Annotated in this window: 25 protein-coding genes; 17 read left to right on the top strand and 8 right to left on the bottom strand. The window is 54.5% G+C overall.

Annotated elements, in window-relative coordinates; all coding sequences use genetic code 11:
* The first annotated feature begins 473 nt into the window (after positions 1–473).
* The 11 genes from ydgT to EA20_RS0117045 all read left to right on the top strand — a co-directional run bounded on the left by ydgT (position 474) and on the right by EA20_RS0117045 (position 9,184).
* Positions 474–689, top strand: coding sequence for a transcription modulator YdgT (gene ydgT / locus EA20_RS0117095; protein WP_024967985.1), 216 nt, complete (start codon positions 474–476; stop codon positions 687–689).
* Positions 690–791: 102 nt separating this feature from the next.
* The gene (locus EA20_RS0117090) at positions 792–1,232 is read left to right on the top strand and encodes a DUF2569 domain-containing protein (RefSeq protein WP_024967984.1); all 441 of its coding nucleotides are present in this window, start codon (positions 792–794) and stop codon (positions 1,230–1,232) included.
* 123 nt (positions 1,233–1,355) lie between these two features.
* Positions 1,356–1,937: an electron transport complex subunit RsxA gene (gene rsxA / locus EA20_RS0117085; protein ID WP_024967983.1), complete on the top strand. Its 582-nt coding sequence runs from the start codon at positions 1,356–1,358 to the stop codon at positions 1,935–1,937.
* Positions 1,937–2,512, top strand: coding sequence for an electron transport complex subunit RsxB (rsxB, locus tag EA20_RS0117080; protein ID WP_024967982.1), 576 nt, complete (start codon positions 1,937–1,939; stop codon positions 2,510–2,512). The genes rsxA and rsxB overlap by 1 nt, the downstream gene beginning before the upstream one ends.
* Complete coding sequence (gene rsxC, locus EA20_RS0117075; RefSeq protein ID WP_024967981.1) at positions 2,505–4,799, top strand: electron transport complex subunit RsxC; 2,295 nt, start codon at positions 2,505–2,507, stop codon at positions 4,797–4,799. The genes rsxB and rsxC overlap by 8 nt, the downstream gene beginning before the upstream one ends.
* Entirely contained in the window at positions 4,800–5,861 is a 1,062-nt protein-coding gene (rsxD, locus tag EA20_RS0117070) for an electron transport complex subunit RsxD (protein ID WP_024967980.1), read from the top strand.
* A complete protein-coding gene (gene rsxG, locus EA20_RS0117065) occupies positions 5,861–6,490 on the top strand; it encodes an electron transport complex subunit RsxG (protein WP_024967979.1) in 630 nt (209 codons plus the stop codon). Before rsxD ends, rsxG begins: the two co-directional genes overlap by 1 nt.
* Positions 6,483–7,184, top strand: a complete 702-nt coding sequence (locus EA20_RS0117060; protein WP_024967978.1) for an electron transport complex subunit E — start codon at positions 6,483–6,485, stop codon at positions 7,182–7,184. The genes rsxG and EA20_RS0117060 overlap by 8 nt, the downstream gene beginning before the upstream one ends.
* Positions 7,181–7,813: an endonuclease III gene (gene nth, locus EA20_RS0117055; RefSeq protein ID WP_024967977.1), complete on the top strand. Its 633-nt coding sequence runs from the start codon at positions 7,181–7,183 to the stop codon at positions 7,811–7,813. The genes EA20_RS0117060 and nth overlap by 4 nt, the downstream gene beginning before the upstream one ends.
* A gap of 61 nt (positions 7,814–7,874) precedes the next feature.
* Positions 7,875–8,690, top strand: a complete 816-nt coding sequence (locus EA20_RS0117050; protein WP_235192664.1) for a hypothetical protein — start codon at positions 7,875–7,877, stop codon at positions 8,688–8,690.
* Complete coding sequence (locus EA20_RS0117045; protein ID WP_024967975.1) at positions 8,687–9,184, top strand: surface-adhesin E family protein; 498 nt, start codon at positions 8,687–8,689, stop codon at positions 9,182–9,184. Before EA20_RS0117050 ends, EA20_RS0117045 begins: the two co-directional genes overlap by 4 nt.
* Positions 9,185–9,375: 191 nt before the next feature.
* Here the strand turns inward: EA20_RS0117045 and EA20_RS0117040 are convergent, their stop codons facing one another.
* Complete coding sequence (locus EA20_RS0117040) at positions 9,376–10,395, bottom strand: alpha/beta hydrolase (protein WP_024967974.1); 1,020 nt, start codon at positions 10,393–10,395, stop codon at positions 9,376–9,378.
* A gap of 120 nt (positions 10,396–10,515) precedes the next feature.
* The gene (locus tag EA20_RS19845; protein WP_024967973.1) at positions 10,516–10,983 is read right to left on the bottom strand and encodes a helix-turn-helix domain-containing protein; all 468 of its coding nucleotides are present in this window, start codon (positions 10,981–10,983) and stop codon (positions 10,516–10,518) included.
* A gap of 359 nt (positions 10,984–11,342) precedes the next feature.
* Here EA20_RS19845 and EA20_RS0117030 point away from each other — a divergent pair, with 359 nt between their 5' ends.
* From EA20_RS0117030 to EA20_RS20945, 3 genes are all read left to right on the top strand, one after another.
* Positions 11,343–11,552 (top strand): DUF1471 domain-containing protein, encoded by a 210-nt coding sequence (locus tag EA20_RS0117030; protein WP_024967972.1) that lies wholly within the window; start codon positions 11,343–11,345, stop codon positions 11,550–11,552.
* A gap of 70 nt (positions 11,553–11,622) precedes the next feature.
* Positions 11,623–11,829 (top strand): hypothetical protein, encoded by a 207-nt coding sequence (locus EA20_RS0117025; protein ID WP_024967971.1) that lies wholly within the window; start codon positions 11,623–11,625, stop codon positions 11,827–11,829.
* A 9-nt stretch (positions 11,830–11,838) separates the two neighbouring features.
* Positions 11,839–12,015 (top strand): hypothetical protein, encoded by a 177-nt coding sequence (locus tag EA20_RS20945; RefSeq protein WP_161635083.1) that lies wholly within the window; start codon positions 11,839–11,841, stop codon positions 12,013–12,015.
* A 54-nt stretch (positions 12,016–12,069) separates the two neighbouring features.
* On the opposite strand, the gene EA20_RS0117015 is transcribed toward EA20_RS20945, so the two are convergent.
* From EA20_RS0117015 to betI, 4 genes are all read right to left on the bottom strand, one after another.
* Complete coding sequence (locus tag EA20_RS0117015) at positions 12,070–13,518, bottom strand: amidase family protein (RefSeq protein ID WP_024967970.1); 1,449 nt, start codon at positions 13,516–13,518, stop codon at positions 12,070–12,072.
* Positions 13,519–14,153: 635 nt separating this feature from the next.
* On the bottom strand, positions 14,154–15,824 hold the full coding sequence (betA, locus tag EA20_RS0117010; protein ID WP_024967969.1) for a choline dehydrogenase: 1,671 nt from the start codon (positions 15,822–15,824) through the stop codon (positions 14,154–14,156).
* A 42-nt stretch (positions 15,825–15,866) separates the two neighbouring features.
* Positions 15,867–17,324: a betaine-aldehyde dehydrogenase gene (gene betB / locus EA20_RS0117005; protein WP_024967968.1), complete on the bottom strand. Its 1,458-nt coding sequence runs from the start codon at positions 17,322–17,324 to the stop codon at positions 15,867–15,869.
* Positions 17,325–17,349: 25 nt separating this feature from the next.
* Entirely contained in the window at positions 17,350–17,946 is a 597-nt protein-coding gene (gene betI / locus EA20_RS0117000; protein ID WP_024967967.1) for a transcriptional regulator BetI, read from the bottom strand.
* Between the two features lie 752 nt (positions 17,947–18,698).
* On the opposite strand from betI, the gene dtpA reads away from it, so the two are divergent.
* Entirely contained in the window at positions 18,699–20,192 is a 1,494-nt protein-coding gene (gene dtpA, locus EA20_RS0116995) for a dipeptide/tripeptide permease DtpA (protein ID WP_024967966.1), read from the top strand.
* A gap of 54 nt (positions 20,193–20,246) precedes the next feature.
* Here the strand turns inward: dtpA and EA20_RS0116990 are convergent, their stop codons facing one another.
* Together EA20_RS0116990 and EA20_RS0116985 are read right to left on the bottom strand one after the other, a co-directional pair.
* Positions 20,247–21,128 carry a pyridoxamine 5'-phosphate oxidase family protein gene (locus EA20_RS0116990; RefSeq protein WP_152540250.1) on the bottom strand — a complete coding sequence of 294 codons (882 nt, stop codon included), beginning with the start codon at positions 21,126–21,128 and terminating at the stop codon, positions 20,247–20,249.
* A 2-nt stretch (positions 21,129–21,130) separates the two neighbouring features.
* Positions 21,131–21,748, bottom strand: coding sequence for a glutathione S-transferase (locus EA20_RS0116985; RefSeq protein WP_024967964.1), 618 nt, complete (start codon positions 21,746–21,748; stop codon positions 21,131–21,133).
* 95 nt (positions 21,749–21,843) lie between these two features.
* Here EA20_RS0116985 and EA20_RS0116980 point away from each other — a divergent pair, with 95 nt between their 5' ends.
* Both EA20_RS0116980 and gstA read left to right on the top strand, forming a co-directional pair.
* A complete protein-coding gene (locus EA20_RS0116980) occupies positions 21,844–22,785 on the top strand; it encodes a LysR family transcriptional regulator (RefSeq protein ID WP_024967963.1) in 942 nt (313 codons plus the stop codon).
* Between the two features lie 75 nt (positions 22,786–22,860).
* Entirely contained in the window at positions 22,861–23,484 is a 624-nt protein-coding gene (gstA, locus tag EA20_RS0116975; RefSeq protein ID WP_024967962.1) for a glutathione transferase GstA, read from the top strand.
* Positions 23,485–23,565 lie beyond the last annotated feature (81 nt).

Raw genomic sequence — 23,565 nt, 5'->3', positions numbered from 1 at the left:
ATGTAGGGTCAACAGCCCCACAAGCCTGGACTAAACCGCCGACCGCAATGTCGACAATGCTCACAAAACGCAATAATTCAAGGAGGTTACGTGAAGCGTTGCACTCAGAACACCAGAAATGCATATGGACAAACTGACTGTCCGTGACCGGCCAGAGGTGTAAATAATTGTAATAAACATAAGCGTTTAACCCACAACCCGATGGAAGCGATTACAGCACCGGGTGCGCTTCTGCCATTTCCCGCCCCTGATTAAGGACTAACAGCAATATTCAGAAATGTGATTAACACCACAGAGCATCAGTGCCATAAAAGCAGTAAAATTGCGCCATAAGCCCTGCAAATTAAAGGGTTATTACTGGCATATTCCTTACTCTCTATTCTGAATTTGCTGTTCACGCCCGCTCTTTGCTGGACAGAAAGCAGACCCGTCTTATACTCGGAGCCTCTTAATTCTGACCTGTAACGGCCATCATGACGGTTCAAGACTATCTGTTAAAATTTCGCAAAGTGAGTTCGCTGGAAAGCCTCGAAAAGCTGTACGATCATCTCAATTATTCCCTGACTGATAATCTCGAACTGATGAATATGTATCGCGCTGCCGATCATCGCCGTGCGGAACTGACGTCGGGAGGCCGGCTGTTCGATCTCGGTCGCGTGCCGAAATCCGTCTGGCGCTACGTCGTTTAATCGCCAGCTTATTAATGACCTGCCCCGATTTTCCCGTATAATCCTTTTTATGTTATGTGGCCTGTCTTTCTGCCAGCGCCGCTTATTATTTAAGGATTTAACGTGGCTTCTGATTCAAAAACGCGTATTGCCGGTCTTCTGCTTATCCCGCTTGCCTGGCTGATTATGACCATGCTGACCAGCGCGCTGGTGATCGCCATGTATCTGAGCGCGTTGATGAACCCGGAACTGCGTAACGCGCTGTTTAACAATACGCAGGCCTTCACCTTCCAGTGGAGCGTTTCGCTGATCGTCTCTCTGCTGGTATGGGCTTACAGCGTTTGGGTGACCTGGATTTTCTGCAAACGCTCCCGCAAACTACCTCGTCACTATATTATCTGGCTGCTGATAACGGTGCTGCTGGCGATCAAAACCTTTGCCTTCTCCCCGGTCAGCGATGCCGCCGCCATCCGCACGCTGCTGATCGCCCTGCTGGCTGCTGCGGTGTTGGTGCCCTACTTTAAGCGCTCAGAGCGCGTCAAAAATACCTTTACTGAATCCTGATGCGGAAAAAAAGCGCCAGAATTTAATCCTCAGTGCGGTATTCCGTTATCCTTAGCCTTGACGTGTTGTCGTCACGTCGCCAATGGCCGATAATAGGCGGCTTTCATTTTCTCAGGCGAACTCATGACCGACTACCTGCTTCTCTTTATTGGCACAGTGCTGGTGAATAACTTCGTTCTGGTGAAGTTTCTCGGCCTCTGTCCCTTTATGGGCGTTTCCAAAAAACTGGAAACGGCGATTGGCATGGGACTGGCCACAACGTTTGTTATCACCCTGGCCTCGATCTGTTCGTGGCTGGTCAACCACCTTATTCTGCTGCCGCTGGATCTCGTTTATCTGCGCACCATGTCTTATATCCTGGTGATTGCGGTCGTGGTGCAGTTCACTGAAATGGTGGTGCGTAAAACCAGCCCCGAACTCTATCGCCTGCTGGGCATTTTCCTGCCGCTGATCACCACCAACTGCGCCGTGCTGGGCGTTCCGCTGCTGAGCGTGAACCTTAACCACAGCTTTCTGCAGGCCGCGTTGTATGGGTTCAGCGCTTCCGTCGGCTTCTCACTGGTGATGGTGTTGTTTGCCGGTATTCGCGAACGCCTGGTGCTGGCCGACGTGCCTGCGCCTTTTAAAGGCTCCTCAATCGCCCTGATCACCGCAGGATTGATGGCGCTGGCGTTTATGGGCTTTTCCGGATTGGTAAGATTTTAATGAGCGCTGTATGGATTGCTGTTGCCGTGTTGAGCGCGCTGGGCCTGGTTTTTGGTTGCCTGCTGGGCTATGCCTCACGCCGTTTTAAGGTTGAAGAAGATCCCATCGTCGAGCAGATTGATGCGATCCTGCCGCAAAGCCAGTGTGGCCAGTGCGGCTACCCTGGCTGCCGCCCCTACGCGGATGCTGTAGGGAATAACGGCGAGATGATCAACAAGTGCGCCCCTGGCGGCGAGCAGACGATGCTAAAGCTGGCGGCGCTGCTGAACGTTGATCCCCAGCCGCTGGGCGATGAAGAAGCACGTGAACCAGAGCGGAAAGTCGCCTGGATCGACGAAGAAAACTGCATCGGCTGCACCAAATGTATTCAGGCCTGCCCGGTAGATGCCATCGTGGGCGCGACGCGTGCGATGCATACCGTGCTCAGCGATGTTTGTACCGGCTGCGATCTCTGCGTGGCGCCCTGTCCTACCGACTGTATTGAGATGCGCCCGGTCGCCACCACGCCCGCAAACTGGAAGTGGGACCTGCAAACGATCCCGGTCAAAGTCATTCCCGTGGAACATCATGCGTAATCTGTTCAACTTTTTTAAGAAAGAGCCTCTGTGGGATTTTCAGGGCGGCATCCACCCGCCAGAAATGAAAACCCTCTCTAACGGCATGCCGGTACGCCATCTGCCGCTGGCGTCGCAGTTTATCGTCCCGATCAAGCAGCATATTGGTCATGAGGGCGAGCTGCTGGTCAGTCCGGGCGATAAAGTCCTGCGCGGCCAGCCGCTGACCTTTGGTCGCGGCAGGATGCTGCCGGTCCATGCGCCGACCTCCGGCACCGTTGAAGCCATCGCCCCGCATACCACAGCTCATCCTTCCGCGCTGACGGAGACATGCGTCTTCATTTCTCCAGATGGGGAAGATCGCTGGTGCGAGCGTCAGCAGCTGGAGGATTACCGCAGCGTTGACCGCGGGGAGCTGGTTAACCGGATCCATCAGGCTGGCGTGGCCGGACTGGGCGGTGCCGGTTTTCCCACGGCCACCAAACTGAAAGGCGGCCTGAACGGCGTGGCGACGCTGATTATCAACGCGGCTGAGTGTGAACCCTATATCACCGCTGACGATCGTCTGATGCAGGATTACGCTGAGGAGGTGCTGGAAGGCTGCCGGATACTGGCCTGGGTGCTGCATGCCGATCGCGTACTCATTGGTATTGAGGATAATAAACCGCAGGCTATCAGCGCGCTTAAAAAAGCACTGGGTGGCGCAAAAGATCTCCAGGTTCGCGTTATCCCAACCAAATACCCTTCAGGCGGCGCAAAACAGCTGACCAAAATTCTGACCGGACTTGAGGTGCCTCACGGAGGACGTTCAACGGATATTGGCGTTCTGATGCAGAACGTGGGGACTGCCTTTGCCGTCAAGCGCGCCATTATTGACGGCGAGCCGCTGACCGAACGTGTGGTCACGCTGACCGGCGGCTCGGTCAGAGAGCCGGGCAACGTCTGGGGGCGTCTGGGCACGCCAATCAGCCACCTGTTGCACAATGCAGACTTTATGCCGGGTCCACGCCAGATGGTGGTGATGGGCGGCCCGCTGATGGGCTTTACTCTGCCGACGCTCGACGTGCCGGTAGTGAAAATCACTAACTGCATTCTGGCCCCCTCTGCGAGCGAGATGGGAGAACCAGAAGAAGAGAAATCCTGTATCCGCTGCAGCGCCTGTGCCGACGTCTGCCCCGCCGCGCTACTGCCGCAGCAGCTCTACTGGTACAGTCGCGGCGGCGATCACGATAAGGCCCGCAGCCATAATATTGCCGACTGCATTGAGTGTGGCGCCTGTGCCTGGGTCTGCCCCAGCAATATTCCGCTGGTGCAGTATTACCGTCAGGAGAAAGCGGAGATCCGGGCTATCGATCTGGAAGCAGAACGCACCGCGCAGGCGAAGGCCCGTTTTGAAGCCCGTCTGGCCCGTCTGGAGCGGGAAAAACAGGCCCGCGAGGCGCGCCATCAGCAGGCGAAACGCACCGTCAGCGGTAACGATAACGGCGAAGTAGCCGCCGCGCTGGCAAGAGTGAAGGCGAAGCAGCAGGCCGCTGAAGCGCCGGCAGAAACAGCAGAAGAGAGCGACACGGTCATCAGACAGCGTGAAGCCCGGAAGGCGATGGCACGGGCGCACCAGGCTGAAACGCAGTCAGAAACTGAACCGGCCACCCGTCAGGCCGGCGATCCCCGTAAGGCTGCCGTTGAAGCCGCCATTGCGCGGGCGAAAGCGAAAAAAGCCCCGGCACCGGAAGCGAATGAGGCCGCCTCAGACGCGCCGGTCGATCCGCGTAAAGCAGCAGTGGAAGCCGCCATCGCCCGCGCTAAAGCGAAGAAGGCAGAGAAAGAAGCGGATAACGCCCTGGCGGCTCCGGAGCATAACGAGCCGCAAACGCCGGTCGATCCCCGTAAAGCGGCAGTGGAAGCCGCCATCGCCCGTGCCAAAGCGAAGAAAGCGGCGAAAGCGGCGGAAAACGCGGCAGCAGAGCCTGAATCAGGGGATGCAGCTACTACGGCATCCTCTCCGGCAACTACCGCACCGCAAACGCCGGTCGATCCCCGTAAAGCGGCAGTGGAAGCCGCCGTCGCCCGTGCCAAAGCGAAGAAGGCAGCGAAAGCGGCTGAAAACGCGGCAGCAAAAGACGCTGACCAGAGCGGTGCGGCGACATCCGCAATTGAAAATAACAACAAACCGCTGGAAATTCCGGCACAGCACACTACTCATCAGGATACGCCGGAGCCCCCCGACGATCCCCGTAAAGCTGCCGTGGCAGCCGCCATCGCCCGCGTAAAAGCGCGCAAGGCGCAGCACTCCACGCAAGAGGATTAAATGGCTTTTCGCATCGCTAGTTCGCCTTACACGCATAACCACCGCAGTACCAGTACCATAATGCTGCTGGTACTGCTTGCCGCGCTACCGGGCCTTGCCGCCCAGTGTTACTTTTTTGGCCCTGGCAACCTGATTCAGGTGGTGATTGCCGCCGCCGCCGCGCTTACCGCTGAGGCGGCCGTGCTGAAGCTGCGTAAGCTGCCGCTGCGCAGGACGCTTGGCGATAACTCTGCCCTGCTCACCGCGTTGCTGCTTGGTATCAGTATTCCGCCGCTGGCGCCCTGGTGGGTGATTGTTACGGGAACGGTATTCGCTATTGTTATCTCTAAACAGCTTTACGGTGGATTAGGCCAGAACCCCTTTAACCCGGCGATGGTGGGCTATGTGGTGCTGCTGATCTCATTTCCGGTGCAGATGACCAGTTGGTTACCACCGGAAGCTCTGCAGGCGGTGACACCTGGTCTGATGGATACATTAAGCATGATCTTCCACGGCCACACGCTTGATGGCGCGACGATGCAGCAGCTTCAGCTCAGCGTTGATGGCATAAGCCAGGCCACGCCGCTCGACACTTTCAAAACCGGTTTGCGCGCCGGACACAGCGCTGAGCAACTGCTGGCACAGCCGATCTACGGCGGCGTGTTAGCGGGTCTTGGCTGGCAGTGGGTGAACGTGGGTTATCTGGCCGGCGGCCTGTTTTTACTCTGGAGCGGGAATATACGCTGGCATATTCCGGCCAGCTTTCTGCTCTCGCTCGGGCTGTTTTCCACTCTCGGCTGGCTCTGGTCACCGGAAAGCCAGGTCTCGCCAGTAATCCATCTCTTTTCCGGCGCGACTATGCTCGGCGCTTTTTTTATCGCTACCGACCCGGTTACCGCCTCGACCACCAATAAGGGCCGGCTGATCTATGGCGTGCTGATTGGCCTGCTGGTCTGGCTAATCCGCCGGTTTGGCGGCTATCCGGACGGCGTGGCGTTTGCAGTTCTGCTGGCGAATATCGCCGTACCGCTGATTGATTACTATACGCAGCCCCGCGTCTACGGTCACAGGAAGGAGCCGTAATGCTGAACGCGATTCGTAAAAATGGCGTCACCCTGGCGATTTTCGCTGCCGTGACCACGGGCCTGACGGCAGTAGTGAATACGGTAACCAAACCGACCATTGCGCATCAGAGTGTTTTACAGCAAAAAATCTTGCTGGATCAGGTTGTTCCGCCTGAACGCTATAATAACGCCATGCAGAATGAATGTTACGTTGTCACCGATGCTGCACTCGGCAGCGGACCACACAGGCTCTATGTGGCGCGAAAAGATATGCATCCCGTCGCGGTCGCGATTGAGGCTACGGCGCCGGACGGGTATTCTGGTGCCATTCACATGCTTGTTGGGGCCGACTTTAACGGCACGGTACTCGGTGTGCGCGTGGTCGATCATCATGAAACGCCGGGACTGGGCGATAAAATCGACCTGCGTATTTCTGACTGGATCACTCACTTTCGCGGTAAACATCTGAACGGCCCTGACGATGCCCGCTTCGCGGTGAAAAAGGATGGCGGCGAATTCGATCAGTTTACCGGGGCAACCATCACCCCCCGCGCCGTGGTAAACGCGACCAAACGTGCCACGCTCTTTAGTGAAACCTTACCGGGGCAGCTTGCCTCGTTGCCAACCTGCGGAGATGCCAATGAGTGAAGCAAAAAGCCTGATCGTCGGCGGGCTGTGGAAGAATAACTCGGCGCTGGTTCAGCTGCTGGGCCTCTGTCCGCTACTGGCCGTCACCTCTACAGCGACCAACGCGTTAGGGCTTGGGCTGGCAACCACGCTGGTGCTGATCTGCACTAACTCAGCGGTTTCCGCCTCACGGCGCTGGGTGCCATCCGAGATCCGTATCCCGATTTATGTGATGATCATCGCTTCGGTGGTCAGCTGCGTGCAGCTACTGATTAATGCCTATGCTTACGAACTTTATCAGTCATTAGGCATCTTTATTCCGCTGATCGTCACTAACTGTATCGTCGTGGGCCGCGCCGAGGCGGTGGCGTCGAAAAATACCGTGCCGCTCTCCGCGCTGGACGGGCTGGCTATCGGCGCTGGCGCCACCAGCGTCATGGTTGTGCTGGGCGCGATGCGCGAGATTATCGGGAGTGGCACGCTGTTTGACGGTGCCGATCGGCTGCTCGGTCCCTGGGCGAAAGCATTACGGATTGAGATCGTGCATTTCGACTCCCCGATGCTGCTGGCAATGCTGCCGCCGGGCGCGTTTATCGGCCTTGGCATGCTGCTGGCGGCAAAATACGTTATCGATCAGAAAATGTCAGCACGGGCGGCACGCGCCGCCAGCAAAGCGCAGGAAAATCTGCCAGAAGGAAAAGCGAGCGCGCTGTGAACAAGGAAAAAAGAGAGCTTATTCTAACCCGGCTGCGGGATAACAACCCGCATCCCACCACGGAACTGGTTTACACCTCCCCTTTTGAACTGCTGATTTCGGTGCTGCTTTCCGCGCAGGCTACCGACGTCAGCGTAAATAAAGCCACGGCAAAACTCTATCCCGTCGCTAATACGCCCGCGGCGATGCTGGAGCTTGGCGTGGAGGGCGTAAAGGAGTACATCAAAACTATCGGCCTGTTTAACAGCAAGGCAGAAAACGTGATCAAAACCTGCCGTATTTTGCTGGATAAGCATCAGGGCGAAGTGCCAGAAAATCGTGAAGCGCTCGAAGCGCTACCCGGCGTGGGTCGCAAGACCGCTAATGTCGTGTTAAACACCGCTTTCGGCTGGCCAACTATCGCCGTGGATACCCATATTTTCCGCGTCTGTAACCGCACGAATTTCGCGCCCGGTAAGAATGTTGAGCAGGTGGAGGAGAAACTGCTGAAAGTTGTGCCAACGGCGTTCAAGGTGGACTGTCACCACTGGTTTATCCTGCATGGTCGCTATACCTGCGTGGCGCGTAAACCCCGCTGTGGTTCCTGCCTGATTGAGGATTTGTGCGAGTATCCGGATAAGGTAGAATAGCGGAAACGTGGTTTTCAGCCTTTGAGTATTGGTGAACCCAAATCCCCCCCGGCCTTGATGGGTGAAAGACGCTTTACGTCTCTTTAACGTTCTATCTTACGTCAGCCCTGGACTGGGTGGTTATGATGTCGCTTTCGCTGAAAGTCTGTTAAATGGCTTCAGAAAGAGTGGCTCGGCCTTATTGACTTCATTGGTTAACGTTAAAGCGCCCGGCATGCCTGCCGATATAAAGGATTTACTCCGACAGAAGGGATATTCTGTGCATAAAACAATCTGTTCTTTGATCTTAGCCCTTACGGGTGCGGCCTCTTCTTCACATGCTGCTACTTTGATGGAAAGTCTTGCAAACTGCGACGACAGCTTCTTTAGCGCAATCCACGATCGGCAAAATGAAATTAAGCCGGTAGCCCCGGTGATCGCTGGTCACCAGCATCATGCATGGTTTAAAGTCCCGTCAGCTGATAACGGAACTCTCTGGTTCACCCAGCCACTCCTTGATTCGAACTTAACGATCCTTGGATATTATCTGCAAACCAGTAATCTTGAAGCGCTCAATATGGGTAAATATTATTACTGGGGTTTCATTCTTAAAGAATCACCTGAGATCGTCATGACTCAGCTAAATCATCTCAGCTGGTCCAGGGCAGACGATGAATATTACAGTCAGGCGCTGATTAAAGACCCCGGTGAGCATGACTGGAAAAAAAATCCCGCTGCAGTAGGAAGCATTGCACCAGCAAAGGGAAGTACTGAGAAATTATTGATGCTGAGCAAGAGTGGCAACCAGACAAAATTGTTGTGCTCGATTCAGGGCGATGTTCCGCCTGAACTGCTCTACACTGTTCGCCCGGATTTAGCTGAGGAGAAACGGCCATGAGGGGTTTATTTATTCTGGCCGCTTTATTATTGGCTGGTTGTACGAATTCACCTGAAACGTCGCCTCCCGCTACGGGAAAACCTCCTGCCGGCTTTTTCAAAATTCTGACTGGCAAAGATTTTACAAGCTATGCGGATCTTCGTGTGGTTTCTGCCTATCAGGGAAACAGCAATCTGCGCCGGTTTTATATGATCAATAACTACGCCAAGCCAGCCCGTTTATCTGAAAATCCGCCGACCTCTATTGCCAGTTCACGTGCGGTGAATGTCATTAACTGCACCAATAACCAGCGTGCTGTTATGGCGCGCAATATGTTCTCGGAACCTTTTGCTGAAGGGAAATTAATGAGTAAAGGCACCTCAATTGGACAGTGGCAAAGTTTCCCGGAAGATTCCCTTATCGGTATCCTGGCTGGTTTTCTCTGTAAGATTCCTGCCGAAAAACTCAAGCCTGAGCCTGCCGCTGAGACTCGGCAACCTTTGCTGGACTTTTAAGTGTCCCTGTCGACAACGCGTCAGCAGAGTTACAGAGGATAACCATTTCAGGGTGCTGAGAACGTAAAAATTAAAGCCGGACGGCGATCTCCGTCCGGCTTTTTATTTACTCCCGCCTGCCGTTAATTCCCCGTTTATTCGCACGGAAATGAGGGGCGAACAGTCTTTACCACTCCTGAACCTGGAAACCTTTACTTCAGATGCGCACGCAGTTCTGCCGAAGCCTGCTCAAGCGCCGTGCGTACAGTAGGCTCGTTACTCAATGGATTAAGCAGTCCATAATCGTGAATCATGCCGTTATAGCGCGTCACTGTCACAGGTACGCCTGCGGCGTCAAGTTTACGGCCAAAGGCTTCGCCTTCATCACGCAAAACGTCTAACTCGGCGGTCTGGATCAGTGTCGGGGATAGCTCTTTCAGCTGCTCCGTTGTCGCGCGTAACGGAGAGGCCAGAATATTGCTGCGATCCTGCTCAGATGTTGTGTAGTTATCCCAGAACCACTTCATCATATTACGGGTCAGGAAGTGGCCTTCCGCAAACTGATGATAGGAGGCATTGTCAAAACGGGCATCGGTCACTGGCCACAGCATAACATTGTAGCGGATAGCAGGCGTGTGATAACGCTGCGCCTGTAGCGCAACCGCCGCCACCATATTGCCGCCAACGCTGTTCCCCACCAGCGCGATGCGTGAACCGTCAACGCCAATCTCAGCGCCGTGCTCAGCGACCCATTTGGTCGCCTCATAGGCCTGCGTAATCGCCACAGGATAATGGGCTTCCGGCGAAGACGTATAATTAACAAATACCGCAGCGGCACCAGATCCGTTAACCAGATCGCGGACCAGGCGCTCATGCGTCTGATAATCGCCCAGCACCCAGCCGCCACCGTGGAAAAACATAAAGACCGGTAGCGCGCCCGTGGCCTTTTCAGGTTTTACAATTGTCAGCGTTAAAGGTTTACCCAGCGCGGTGATCACTTTCTCTGAGACCTGAGCGGGAGGAAGCGTAACGCCTTTTTGCGCGCCAATAAGGACTTCGCGGGCATCCCCGGGTGACAGCTGCTCGATCGGCTTACCGCCGCCGCTGTTCAGCACCTGAAGAAAACTGGCCACGCCTGCCGTTGGCGCAGGTGTGTTTTCAGTCGTTGCCGCAAATGCGTGAGTCATTTGCGCAGCCAGAAAGAGTGCACCGAGTTTTATTTTTAAATTCATTATTATTCCCTGTTATCAATTGCAGTAAGTGTTGTGTTATATGCGGTCAGATAGCTTCAACGGGCGGATAAACCCGCTATCCCCAGCCAAAAAACCATTTTATCGCTACTGCGTGAACATTTAAGCCACGCTAAGCATTCGCTGGTCATCGTAGTTAACCCTGAAAACCCTGCTCATAAGCGTGCAGAAATCTTTTTCGCGGTTTATATATTTTTTTCTGAACCTGCCGGGTGGCGCATGAAGATATTTACGGAATGTCCTGGAAAAAGTTTGCTGACTGGTAAACCCGTTATCTATGGCAATCTGAATAATTCCTTTCTTTGTATAGATAACTGAGATAGCCGCCCTGATCACTCTTCTGACACGAATATACTCACCCAGGCTGTAACCTGTATGCTCCCTGAAGATGCGTTGAAAATGCCAGTGTCCATAGCCACTTCTCTGCGTAACGTTACGCACGCGAATATTTTCATCGTAGAGATGGTCCTCAATCCACGGGATAATATCATTCACTACGGAACACATTATTTTATTACGGTTAGCGTCCATGAGCAGCGACTCATTAAATTCATCATTTACAAAGTTCATAAACGTCCTGCCTGATATTAGTGCGTATCAAAAGCGACGAAGCGCGTAAAGTCATCGCGACGGAGTCTTATAACAAAGTGAGAGGTAATTATCAGATGGGGGGCGGTAAAAAGAAACTTATACAAACGGATAAGTATACAGATGGATAGGTATACGATCGGATAATTGATTTTTGATATGGCCGGTATTATGCGCTTTATCTGGTTCCTTCCACATCCGGGAAGCCTCATCCACTTGTTCAAATTTTCTGATTTTCTTCGGCAAAGTTGACCTATTTTGATTATCCCTGCTCCGCTTTATTATGCATTCCATCGGGGCACAGCGCCCCATGAAAACCTGACACAACCGAGGAAATCACCATGATATCGATCAAAAATTTTGCCGCAGTTACCGTTCTTTCTCTGATTTCATTTACCAGCTTTGCTCAGAGCCTTACCGCAACGGCCACCACGCTTGAGGATGCGGAAGCTAAAGTCGCATCGCTGGCCGCTCAGTCAGGAAGTTCCTACACGATTACCGGCGCCCGCGTTGATAACCGTGCTTACGTTACCGCCAGACTGCTTAAATGATCGGCCAGCTCTGACGCCCGCTTCAGATTCTGATGATTGACCCTGAAGCATTACTGAACCGGAATAAGGCATGGCCATGAAATCTCTCACCTCTCTTGTCGCCGCTGTGACGCTTTCACTGATCTCTTACGGCAGCTTCGCGCAAAGTTTCACCGCGATAACGTCAACGCTGTACAGTGCCGTGACCACGGTGGCGCTGTCATCAGATGCTTCAGACAACGCCACCGATATACGCCTGATCAATCGCGCTTATCTGCCAGCAGCACTTAACCGGTAAGGACATAGTATGTTGACGAGTACTACTTCACCGCTCGTGAAAGCGGTAGCGGCTACGGGCCTGGCGCTGGTACATTGCAGCAGCGTAATGCTGGAGGGTCTGAAAGCAATTATCGTCCTGACTGCTCTGGCATTATTTATGGTCACCCTGTCGGGTAAAGCGCTGGACAGAAAAAGCCGACGATAAGGCCGCATCAACAGCGGCGCTCAGGTGACATTCGTTCTGGCTGAAAGAGCGGGCCTACCGGATATCGTCAAATGTGGGCTGAAGCCGTTTTCCAATAACACGTTCAATTGCACCTGCTATCTCTAGCACGGCATTATCGTGCCCCGGTGCCGAGAAAAGCGTTATGCCAAAGGGTAGGCCTTCTGCGTCCTGACCAACAGGGAGAGCCACCACTGGCGCACCCGCTTTGCCAGTACATTTGGCCGCGGCTGCCATAGGCGAAAGCAGGATATCCGCTCTGCCAGCCTTCATCGCGGCCAGGATACCGGCATCAAGGCTCAGTGCAATATCACGCTGGCGGTCTTCAATATACTGCTGCGAACGGACGTCCGGCGAGGCGTTAGCGGCCCCGAGAAGAGACTGTCCGTAAGGAATAGCTTCAGGATGGGCGTGATTCCAGCTGATAATATCGTTCATTGAATGCATGCCACAGGGGCGAAGCGTTGTCAGTAAGCTGTTAAGGCTTGCTTTGAACTCAGCACGAAAAACGCAGGATCGCACTTCATTGAGCTGTTCCGCAGCCGGCAGATCGCAGGGGTCGACAATGGTGGCACCCGACAGCGCCAGTGAGGCCAGAGCGCGCTCAAAAACCGCTTTCCGGCTTTCTGTAAGCGCGCTATCGGCGATAAACCGACGCGGCACGCCTATCCGCAATCCCTTTAGCGTCTCGCCAGACCAGGGGGCGTTGGCGAAAGCGGCAAGCGTTGCTGTGTCTTTCATATCGGCACCCACGATCGCCTGATAGATAAGTGCAGCATCGTCTACCGTGCGGGTGAGCGGCCCCGGGGAGTCCTGACTTGGGACCAGCGGAATCAAACCGTGCCGGCTCACGCGTCCCACTGTCGGCTTAAAGCCGACGAGTGAGCTGTGAATAGCGGGTGCCTGCAATGAGTTTTGCGTTTCAGACCCGATTGCGAAAGCACAAAACCCCGCCACCACGGCTGCCGCTGATCCCACGCTCGATCCCTGCCCCCGGCCATACTGCCCCCCCAACGGATTACGCACGACGCCGCCAGCGCCGCTAAATTCTGATGGCATCGTGTCAGAGACGAAATCCGCAAATTCTGTCAGATTGGTTTTACCTAACAGCACGGCGCCCGCCTCGCGCAGGCGGACAACTACCGTGGCCTCATAGGGCGGTATAAATTCAGCCAGCGCCCGGCATCCGGCAGAGGCGAAGCTGCCATCAACGGTAAACACGTTATCTTTTACCAGATAGGGCACACCATGCAGTGGCCCTCTTGACTCTCCGGCAGCAAGTTCGGCATCAGCGCGGCTGGCTTCCTCAAGGGCAATGGGTGAAATGCTGCGGACGCAGTTGATGCCACCAGTCCCATTATTTAGCGCTTCTATCCGGTTCAGATACCATTGAGTCGCTTCAACGGAGGTTATTTTACCGGCCGCAATGGCCTCGCCAATTTCCCGTGCCGGGCAGTTGCTTAGAAGTGATGCGATATCGGTCATTTGCAGGTTCCAAATTGAAGTAATCTGACCGCTGGCAAAGTGCTACCAGGCAGTGAATCCTGTAATTATTGCAACTCTTAGGGTTCACCTTATTTATCATATGATCTGAACGGCATTTACCATATTGAGTGGTTTGTATACATAAAGGCGGAATGCGCCAGCCGGATACATAACTTATTAATTATCTTTATCCAGTAAGCCTGAATGCCTGGCGGTGGGAGTTGTTGAGCGGTTCTGTGAACTGTCGGGTGCAGAGACGTGCGATTTGGGCATTGGGGGATTTATTTACGGCGTGTCCGTGTTACAGGCAACGCCTTCAGCTTTTGCACGATCTTACAGCGACCGAAGATTGGGTGAGGTGAGTCGGGAGGAGGTTTTTACGACGCACGCGTTACAGGCAACGCCTTCAGCTTTGCCACGAGCCTGAAGCGGCTTTACCTCACTGCCGAACGAACAATGCAGCTCCGGGGACCGGCTCTGATAAGTGGCAGAACACCGGGACGCCGTGAATCCCTCCCTGGAGGCTTCGCTGCCGCCTCCCTGCGGCAGAGACCCGGCTTATCTGTCCACTTATCATCGCCCACAGGCGTCAACGTTGTCTGTCAGTGAAACCCGGCTTGCCCAGCAGGGAAACGTTAAGCCTGACCAGCTTCCATTTTTTCCCGCTGAAGCTGGTAATAATCTGCTTTTGAGACGGTTAACGGCGTTTTACCCCGGATCAAATCCGCCATCTTCTCGGCGATCATCACCGTTGGCGCATTCAGATTCCCGGTAGTGATCTGCGGCATAATCGAGGCATCCACCACGCGCAGATTCTGCATGCCATGTACGCGGCCCTGCGCATCCACTACCGCCATCTCATCGCTGCCCATCGCACAGCTTCCGCATGGATGGTAAGCAGTTTCAGCATGATCGCGGATGAATGCATCGATTTCTTCATCGCTCTGCACTGCAATGCCTGGCTGGATTTCTTCACCGCAGTAGTCGGCCAGCGCAGGCTGCCGCATGATTTCACGGGTCAGACGCACCGCGTTGCGGAATTCTTCCCAGTCACGCTCTTCAGACATGTAATTGAAGAAAATCGACGGTGCGGCAGCAGGGTGCTTTGAAGTCAGCTTCACACGTCCACGGCTCATTGAGCGCATCGGGCCAACGTGCGCCTGGAAACCGTGCTCTTTTACCGGGCTGCTGCCGTTGTAGTTAATCGCCACCGGCAGAAAATGGTACTGCAAATCGGGCCAGTCCGGCTTATCGTCGCTGCGGATAAACCCGCCCGCTTCAAACTGATTGCTGGCGCCAGTGCCGGTTCCCTTAAAGAGCCATTCTGCACCAATGGCGGGCTGATTCCATAGCTTCAGCGCCGGATAGAGGCTGACCGGCTTTTTACAGCGAAACTGCATATAAACTTCCAGGTGATCCTGAAGATTACGCCCCACGCCCGGCAGCGCATGCACCACGTCAATATCGAGTTCCTGCAGCCACTCTGCCGGACCTACGCCTGAACGTTGCAGGATCTGCGGCGAAGCGATGGCACCTGCACACAGCAACACTTCCCGCGTCGCTTCCGCACGCTCCTCACGACCCTGGCGAAGCCAGCATACGCCGGTGGCGGTTTTACCGGTAAACAGGATACGGTCAGTCTGGGCATGGGTGATAATGGTCAGATTAGGACGCTGTTTGGCAACGTCCAGATAGCCCCGTGCGGTACTGGAACGACGTCCCTGCGCGGTGACCGTCCGGTCCATTGGCCCGAAGCCGTCCTGACGATAGCCGTTAAGATCGTCGGTTTCATGATGTCCGGCTTCCTTTGCCGCATCAATGAAAGCGCGGAAAAGCGGATTATTACCCGATTTTGAGGTGGTAACACTCAGATAGCCGTCGCCGCCATGGTAATCGTTTTCTCCCACATCACGTTTTTCCGCTTTGCGGAAATACGGCAGACAGTGGAGATAGGACCAGTTTTCCAGGCCCGGTTTGCTGGCCCAGTGATCATAATCCATCGCGTTTCCGCGCACGTAACACATTCCGTTGATCAGCGACGAGCCGCCAAGGCCTTTACCGCGACCACATTCCATGCGGCGGTTATTCATATTTGGCTCCGGGTCCGTTTCAAAGGCCCAGTTATAGCGTTTGCCCTGCAGGGGCCAGGCTAAAGCGGCTGGCATTTGGGTACGAAAGTCCCAGCGGTGATCTTTCCCGCCCGCTTCCAGTAACAGTACCGATACGTCAGCATCCTCAGTCAGGCGCGTTGCCAGCACGTTTCCAGCGGACCCCGCGCCAATAATGATGTAGTCGAATTTCTGCATTAAACCTCCAGAACGCCGCGGCGTAAGCGCCGCGGCCATTACTCAGAATGCGGACGGATAGTCGCCCATTTCAATCAGCACCGATTTGGTACGCGTGTAGTGATGCAGGGTTTCTAGTCCGTTTTCACGGCCAACGCCCGACTGCTTGTATCCCCCAACCGGCATCGGCGCCGGCGACTCGCCCCAGCTGTTGACCCAGCAAATACCCGCTTCCAGTTGATGGATCACGCGATGAGCGCGATTAAGCGATGTGGTGAATACGCCAGCGGCCAGGCCATAGTGCGTATCATTGGCGCGGGCAATCACCTCCTGCTCGTCATCAAACGCCAGAATGCTCATCACCGGACCAAAGATCTCTTCCTGCACGATGCGCATGCCGTCGTGGCAATCGGTGAAAGCGGTCGGCTCAACGTAATAGCCTTTTGCCATTGCGCCTTCCGTGATACGACCACCGCCCGAAAGCAGTCGGGCGCCCTCTTCTTTACCTATGTCCAGATAAGAAACGACTTTCTGGCAATGCGCTTCACTGACCAGCGGCCCGAAGTTGACGTCAGGATCGCGCGGGTCACCGCACCTGATACCCGCCATTTTTTCCTGCAGGCGCTGCTCAAAGGCCGAAAGCAGTGAACGATGCACAAAAACGCGCGTACCGTTAGTACAGACCTGACCACTGCTGTAGAAGTTGGCCATCATCGCGCCGTCAACCGCACGCTCAAGCTCCGCATCTTCAAAAATAATCAGCGGGGATTTGCCGCCCAGCTCCATGGTCACAGACTTAAGATTCGCCAGCGCCGCATCGGCCATCACGCGTTTACCGGTATTCACCTCGCCGGTGAAAGAGACTTTCGCGATATCCGGATGCTGGCTCAGTCCCTGCCCGGTAGCGGCGGCGCCCTGAACAACGTTAAAGACGCCATCGGGCAGTCCCGCTTCGGTGTAAATTTTTGCCAGCTCAAGCGCGCTTAGCGGCGTCACCTCGCTGGGCTTAAAAATCATCGCATTGCCAGTAGCAAGCGCTGGAGCGCTTTTCCAGAGCGCGATCTGGATTGGATAGTTCCAGGCGCCGATGCCAGCGCACACGCCAAGCGGTTCGCGACGGGTATAAACCAGCGCGCTTTCCCGCAGCGGAATCGACTCACCTTCCACTGCCACCGCCAGCCCCGCGTAATATTCCAGCACGTCGGCACCGGTCACGATATCGACATAAGCCGTCTCGCTGATGGGCTTACCGGTGTCAGCCGTTTCCAGCTCCGCCAGCGACTGATTGCGTTCACGCAGCAGCGCGACGGCTTTCAGCAGTACCCGGCTGCGTTCAACCGGCGTGTAGCTGCGCCAGATGCGCTGCCCAGCCTGGGCTGAGGCAACCGCACGATCGATATCCTGCTGGCTGGCAGCGGTGATCTCTGCCAGGACCTCTCCGTTAGCAGGGTTGATCGTGGTGAATGTGTCGCCATGACCGGCTTCTTCGCGGCCATTGATGTAAAGTCCACGGCGTTGCATATCTGCCATGTCTCCTCCTTAAGGATTAGTGTGCGGTGTCAATAAGCCACCGCGCGAGATTCTGGTAGCAAAGGCTGCGGGCATCTTCGATTCCCTGCGCCATTGGCTGCGGCGCCAGCGTCATTCGTAGCCAGAGCCCATCAATAAGCGCCGCCATACTGGCGCCAGCATCGCGCGCCGCCTGAACCGGCATGACGCGGGCAAACTGTGCCGTCAGATTTGAATAGAGACGACGGTCATTAATCCGCTGCAGGCGATTAAGGTCTGGCTGATGCAGACTGTTAGTCCAGAACGCCAGCCAGGTTTTCAGCACCGGCGCTTCTATTTGTGAAACGTCAAAATTGCCGTCGATAATCGCCCGGATTTGCCCTTCCGCACTGCTATCGGCCTGCTTCCGATGATGCTCTACCGCCTGATAGAGGTCATAGAGGATCTGGCGCATACAGGCATCCAGCAGACCATTTTTATCACCAAAGTAATGGCTGACGATCCCGGTAGAGACGCCCGCTTCTCTGGCGATCAGCGCCAGGCTGGCCTCGGCAAGGCCGACGCGATCGATAACGGTCAGGGTGGCGTTGATCAGCTGCGCCTGACGGATGGCTTTCATTCCTACTTTTGGCATGATTTCATCGGTTTTAACGGATAGAAAGGAGTGAGTATAGTTGTTTTATATTGAACGCTCAATTAATAAAAATAAACATGCCAGGACTTCCGGTAACTGAGGCCGTGGGCTTGATAAGCGTAAAAAATGCGCAATAGTTAAAAAAAAACGCTGAACAACACCCGTCGGAGGCAGCAAATTTGCGGGTTGAATGTTACAAAAAGCACATTTCTTTTTACGAAAAGCTGTCAGAAATGGCTTTGACGGGACTTTCACTAAGGTTTTGTAGAAAAGGCGTTAAATAGTTATTTTTCAATCAGTAATATGATCGCTTTGCGTGATATAAATCACATATTTCTCCTTTGGAACCTAAATAAAACCAGAAAGTGTGAAATAGACAGCCATATAACGCTTAAATAGCGCGCAATCTGGTGTGTTGTGTCGCGAAAGTTGCCTTTGCCATTATTTTTACCTATCACCCACAAACATAGCATCAAACTCTACTTTTATCGGTTACTTTCTATTTATTTGGTTTAAAACACTGCTTTTGAGTGTTAATAAAATATAAAATACTATTTATCAATTAAGAACCTTCCCATTAACACCAGGCCGCCCGCACCTGACAAAAAGTGAAAAAAGTCTTGCCTGAGGCCGCCGAATGGGGGAAATTAACCGCCGCTTTTCCCATCTTATTACTATGCGGCGAATGCCCACCTTGTATGACAGCGACTTAATTATCATGTCGAACCAGGATACGAACTTCAGAGGTATTAGTGTCTACTGCAAACAAACATCCTGAGACACCTAGTCTCAACGCTTTTAAGCAACCCAAATCGTTCTATCTGATCTTTTCAATCGAACTTTGGGAACGTTTCGGCTTTTATGGCCTTCAGGGCATCATGGCGGTCTACCTGGTTAAAATGCTGGGGATGTCCGAAGCCGAATCTATCACGCTCTTCTCCTCCTTCAGCGCACTGGTCTATGGCATGGTGGCCATCGGCGGCTGGCTGGGTGACAAAGTGCTTGGCACCAAACGCGTTATCGTGCTCGGTACGCTGGTGCTGGCCGCAGGCTACGGGATGGTTGCCTGGTCGGGTCACGATGTGGCAATGGTCTATATGGGAATGGCCACCATCGCCGTCGGTAATGGTCTGTTTAAAGCAAACCCGTCTGCCCTGCTCTCAACCTGCTACGAAAAAGACGACCCCCGTCTGGATGGCGCTTTCACCATGTATTACATGGCGATCAACATCGGCTCTTTTATCTCCATGCTGGCGACGCCCTGGCTTGCGGCGCATTACGGCTGGAGCACCGCCTTTGCGCTCTCCTTCGTCGGAATGCTGATTACCCTGGTTAACTTTATGGTTTGCCGCAAATGGGTGAAGCAATATGGCTCAAAACCTGATTTTGAACCGCTGCATATGGGCAAATTCTTCGCCACGCTGGTCGGAATTGTTGCCCTGGTCGTGCTCGCGACCTGGCTGCTGCATAACCAGGGCATTGCCCGCCTCGTGCTGGGCGTCATCGCTCTTGGTATCGTACTGGTGTTCGCCAAAGAAACCTTCGCCATGCAGGGTGCAGCGCGCCGTAAAATGATTGTGGCCTTCCTGCTGATGGTTGAAGCAGTGGTCTTCTTTGTGCTCTATATGCAGATGCCAACCTCGCTGAATTTCTTTGCCATCCGCAACGTGGAACACAGCATTCTGGGCATTACCTTCGAACCTGAGCAGTATCAGGCGCTCAACCCGTTCTGGATCATGATTTTCAGCCCGTTGCTGGCCGCTATCTATAACAAGATGGGCGACCGCTTGCCGATGCCGCACAAGTTTGCGCTGGGCATGGTGCTCTGCTCTGGTGCGTTCCTTGTGCTGCCGCTGGGCGCAGAGTTTGCCAGCGACCTGGGTATCGTCTCCGTTAACTGGCTTATTCTCAGCTACGCGCTGCAAAGCGTCGGTGAACTGATGATCTCTGGCCTGGGCCTGGCGATGGTGGCACAGCTGGTGCCGCAGCGTCTGATGGGCTTTATCATGGGTTCATGGTTCCTCACCACCGCAGGCGCGGCGATGATCGCCGGTAAGGTCGCTAATCTGATGGCTGTCCCGGAAGATATTACCGATCCGCTGCTCTCTCTGCATGTCTACGGCGATGTGTTCCTGCAAATCGGTATCGCCACGGGCGTGATTGCCCTGCTGATGATGATGGCAGCGCCGAAGCTGAACAGAATGACGCAGGATGATGCAATTGATATCCAGAACGCTAAAGCGTAACTAGCTTGCTTAACCGTAAAAGGGCGACAGCGATGTCGCCCTTTTTTATTCTCCTCACTCAGCCATAAGTGACGAATCTGCGTACTCAACGCTGAGGTCAGCGGGGGGTAAGAGCTGGCGTATGCGCCAGATTTTATCGATTTCCACATACCAGCAACGTTCGGTCAGGCCCCGTCCGGTCTGCCAGTCGATCTTTGCTCTGCCCTGAATATGTAACGCCGCCCCCTGCTGAAAATCCATTATCAGCAGTGCACAACGTGGGTCCACCAGCAAGTTCCCCAGGGTATTCATATAGCGATTACCGGTATAATCAGGAATTCTCAGCCTGCCCTGTTCCAGCGAAAGAAACCCTGGCATACCACCGCGGTGTGAGATATCCATGCCGCCTGCGTTATCCTTTCTGGGCGCGGCGCTGGCGACAAACAAAGTATCTGCCGCGCCGAGAAGATAACGGGCATCGGCATCAATCCCCTCCAGACGTTGCAGCCTGACCTGGCCTTTCTGGGCACCAAACGGCAGTTCGCGCCGCTGGATATATTTCGGGCAGTTACCGAAACTTTCCTCCACGCGAAGTTCAACGCCCTCTTCATTCACCTTCCCCACCACGCCATTTACCCGGTTTCGCCTGCGGTTTGAGAAATCAATGCCCAGTCCCCCAATGGCCATGCCCGTTTTCAGTAAGGGGAATAAAGGAACCTCCTGAAGCGAGGCATGGGAAAGGGTCAGTACGCCAGCATCAGGTGTGCTGATAAACCCCGGCTGCCCCTGCATCAGACTTGCTACCGGATAGCCATCATCGCCTGATGCGGCCAGATAGAATGTCCGCAGCCCGGCAAAGAACTGGCGATGCTGGTCAGGCATCGCGGAATAAATGGCGGCTTTCACTTCGCCATAACCCGCCCGCTGCTGCGCGGCACTTTCGCCGGGATGAAACATTATCAGCCCATATCCGGATAAGGCAGCGTCGGGATACCGACGAACCCCGGCAGCGCCTCGACATTTTTTAGCCAGGATAAAATAGCGGGATACTCCGCAAGAGAAATACCGCCCTCCGGTGCGCAGGCGACGTAAGCGTAACAGGCCAGGTCGGCCAGCGTGGCCTGTTCACCTGCCAGCCAGCGTTTACCGGCCAGGTGCTGTTCCATCTGTGGCAGAAATTTTGCCGCGACAAGGCGGGCGGAGTCATAGTTTTCGGGGACTGAGAATTGCTTAATCAGCCTTGCAGAGGCCACACCGTAGCGGATCTCGCCGGCCGCTTTCGCCAGCCACCGGTGTACCTCAACTTCCTGCAGCAGATCTTTTGGCAGCCAGTGGCTCTCTGGCGCATAACGTTTGACTAACCACAGCAGGATGGCATTACTGTCAACAATGGTGGTGTCACCCGCCACCAGTACAGGAATCTGTCCGAGAGGATTCAGTGCCAGAAAGCGCGCTGTCTTTCGTACTGAAGCGTCTGCTTCCACTTCTTCATAGGGCAGATTCAGCATCGTCAGCAGTAATTTTACCCTGTGCCCGTGACCGGATAGCGGGGTGTTATAGAATGTTAGCGTCGTCATCGTTTTCTCCTCTTGTTTTTTCCGAGCTTACTCTTGCAGCAAACGACGGGAAACTTGCAATATGGCAATTCATAATTTCATTCTGCGGAAGAATAATGGACAAACTGGATGAACTTGAGGTGTTTGTGGCGGTGGTACAGCAAGGGAGTCTGGCCGCCGCTGCCCGAAAACTGCGACGCTCTCCGCCTGCGATCACCCGTGCGCTCGCCTCGCTGGAAAGCCGTTTTGCCGCAAGCCTGATTGAGCGGACCACGCGTAATATGTCGCCGACTCCCGCAGGTCTCGCGCTGTACGAGCGGGCGAAAACAGTGTTAAACGACTATCAGCAGGCTATTGGTTATGCCTCCCGATCGCAGCTCAATGGTTTATTACGTATTACCGCGCCGGTGCAGTTTGGACGCAGGCATCTTACTCCGCTGGTGCTGGAGTTTATTGAACGCTATCCCGGCATCCAGGTTGAACTGCTGCTTAATGACAGCTATCAGGATTTGCTGGAACAGGGATTAGACATCGCGGTCCGCATCGGCCAGCTTCGTGACTCCTCGCTGGTGGCCGTGGAGGCCGGCACCGTGCAGCGCATTCTGCTGGCCAGTCCTGACTATCTGGCCCGTGCCGGTTGCCCGCAATCCCCGGCGGATTTAGCGGCCCACAGGCTGATAGCGGGGACGTCGGTCAGCTCGCTGAGAGAGTGGCGTTTTGGTCCGGCCAGCAGCCAGGAGCGCGTGCGTATCCAGCCGACGTTTATGGTTAATGAGGTGGAAACGCAGCTGATTGCCGCCAGAGCAGGCAAAGGTATTACGCGACTGCTCTCCTATCAGGCATATGATGATCTCCAGCAGGGTACGCTGTGTGAGGTCTTAGCGGATTCACGGCCTGCGGCGCTGCCTGTACAGCTGGTGACGCAAAACCTGAAATATATGCCCGCAAAAGTACGGGTATTCTGGGATATGGCACGGAAAACCCTGTCGGCCCTGCCGTGCCTGCAGACGGAAAGCATGACGCCGGTTAAGAAAGGGTCTGATTATCAGCAAATCTGACGTTTGCCGTGCTCTTTTTTTAGCCAGTTGCAGTAAGCTCATAAGAGCTTTCGCTACTGAGCTAAAGGAGCATGTATGAAACTCTATTTTAAGGCCGGGGCCTGTTCGCTTTCGCCACATATTGTTCTGCGGGAATCGGGGCTTGATTTCACCGCGGTTTCGGTCGATTTGACGAGCAAAAAAACCGAGCAAAATCAGGATTACTTCGCCCTTAATCCTAAGGGCAAAGTTCCTGCGCTGGAGCTGGATGACGGCACGGTATTAACGGAAACCGTGGCGATCGTTCAGTATATTGCCGATCTGAAACCCGATCGCCGGCTGCTGGCCCCTGCAGGCTGCGTTGGCCGTTATCAGACGCTGGCGTGGCTCAACTTTATCGCCACCGATCTGCAGGCCCCTTTTTATCTCCTTTACAGCGAGGACATTCCTGACGAGTGCTCGCTGACGATCCGCAATCGATTACAGAAAAACTTCCAGTGGCTGAATGATGAGGTTAACGACAGGCAATGGCTGATGGGCCAGCATTTCACCGTCGCAGATGCCTGTCTGTTTACGGTCGTGCGCTGGGCGAAAGCAGCGAAGCTGACGCTGACCGGCATGGATGCGCTGGCAGTGTGGTTTGAGCGGGTCGCAGAACGGCCTGCCGTGGCGGCGGCGCTGCAGGCGGAAGGTCTGGAGGATGTTCCCGGTGCGCACTAATCGCAAACCAGCGATTAGAGGCTTTTTAGCGTTCAGATGGGTGATGGCTTAATCAATCGCCTGAAGAGAATGACAATGGGG

Source organism: Pantoea sp. IMH, from assembly GCF_000599885.1.
Classification (GTDB): Bacteria; Pseudomonadota; Gammaproteobacteria; order Enterobacterales; family Enterobacteriaceae; genus Erwinia.
This window is presented reverse-complemented; position numbering and strand designations above follow the sequence as displayed.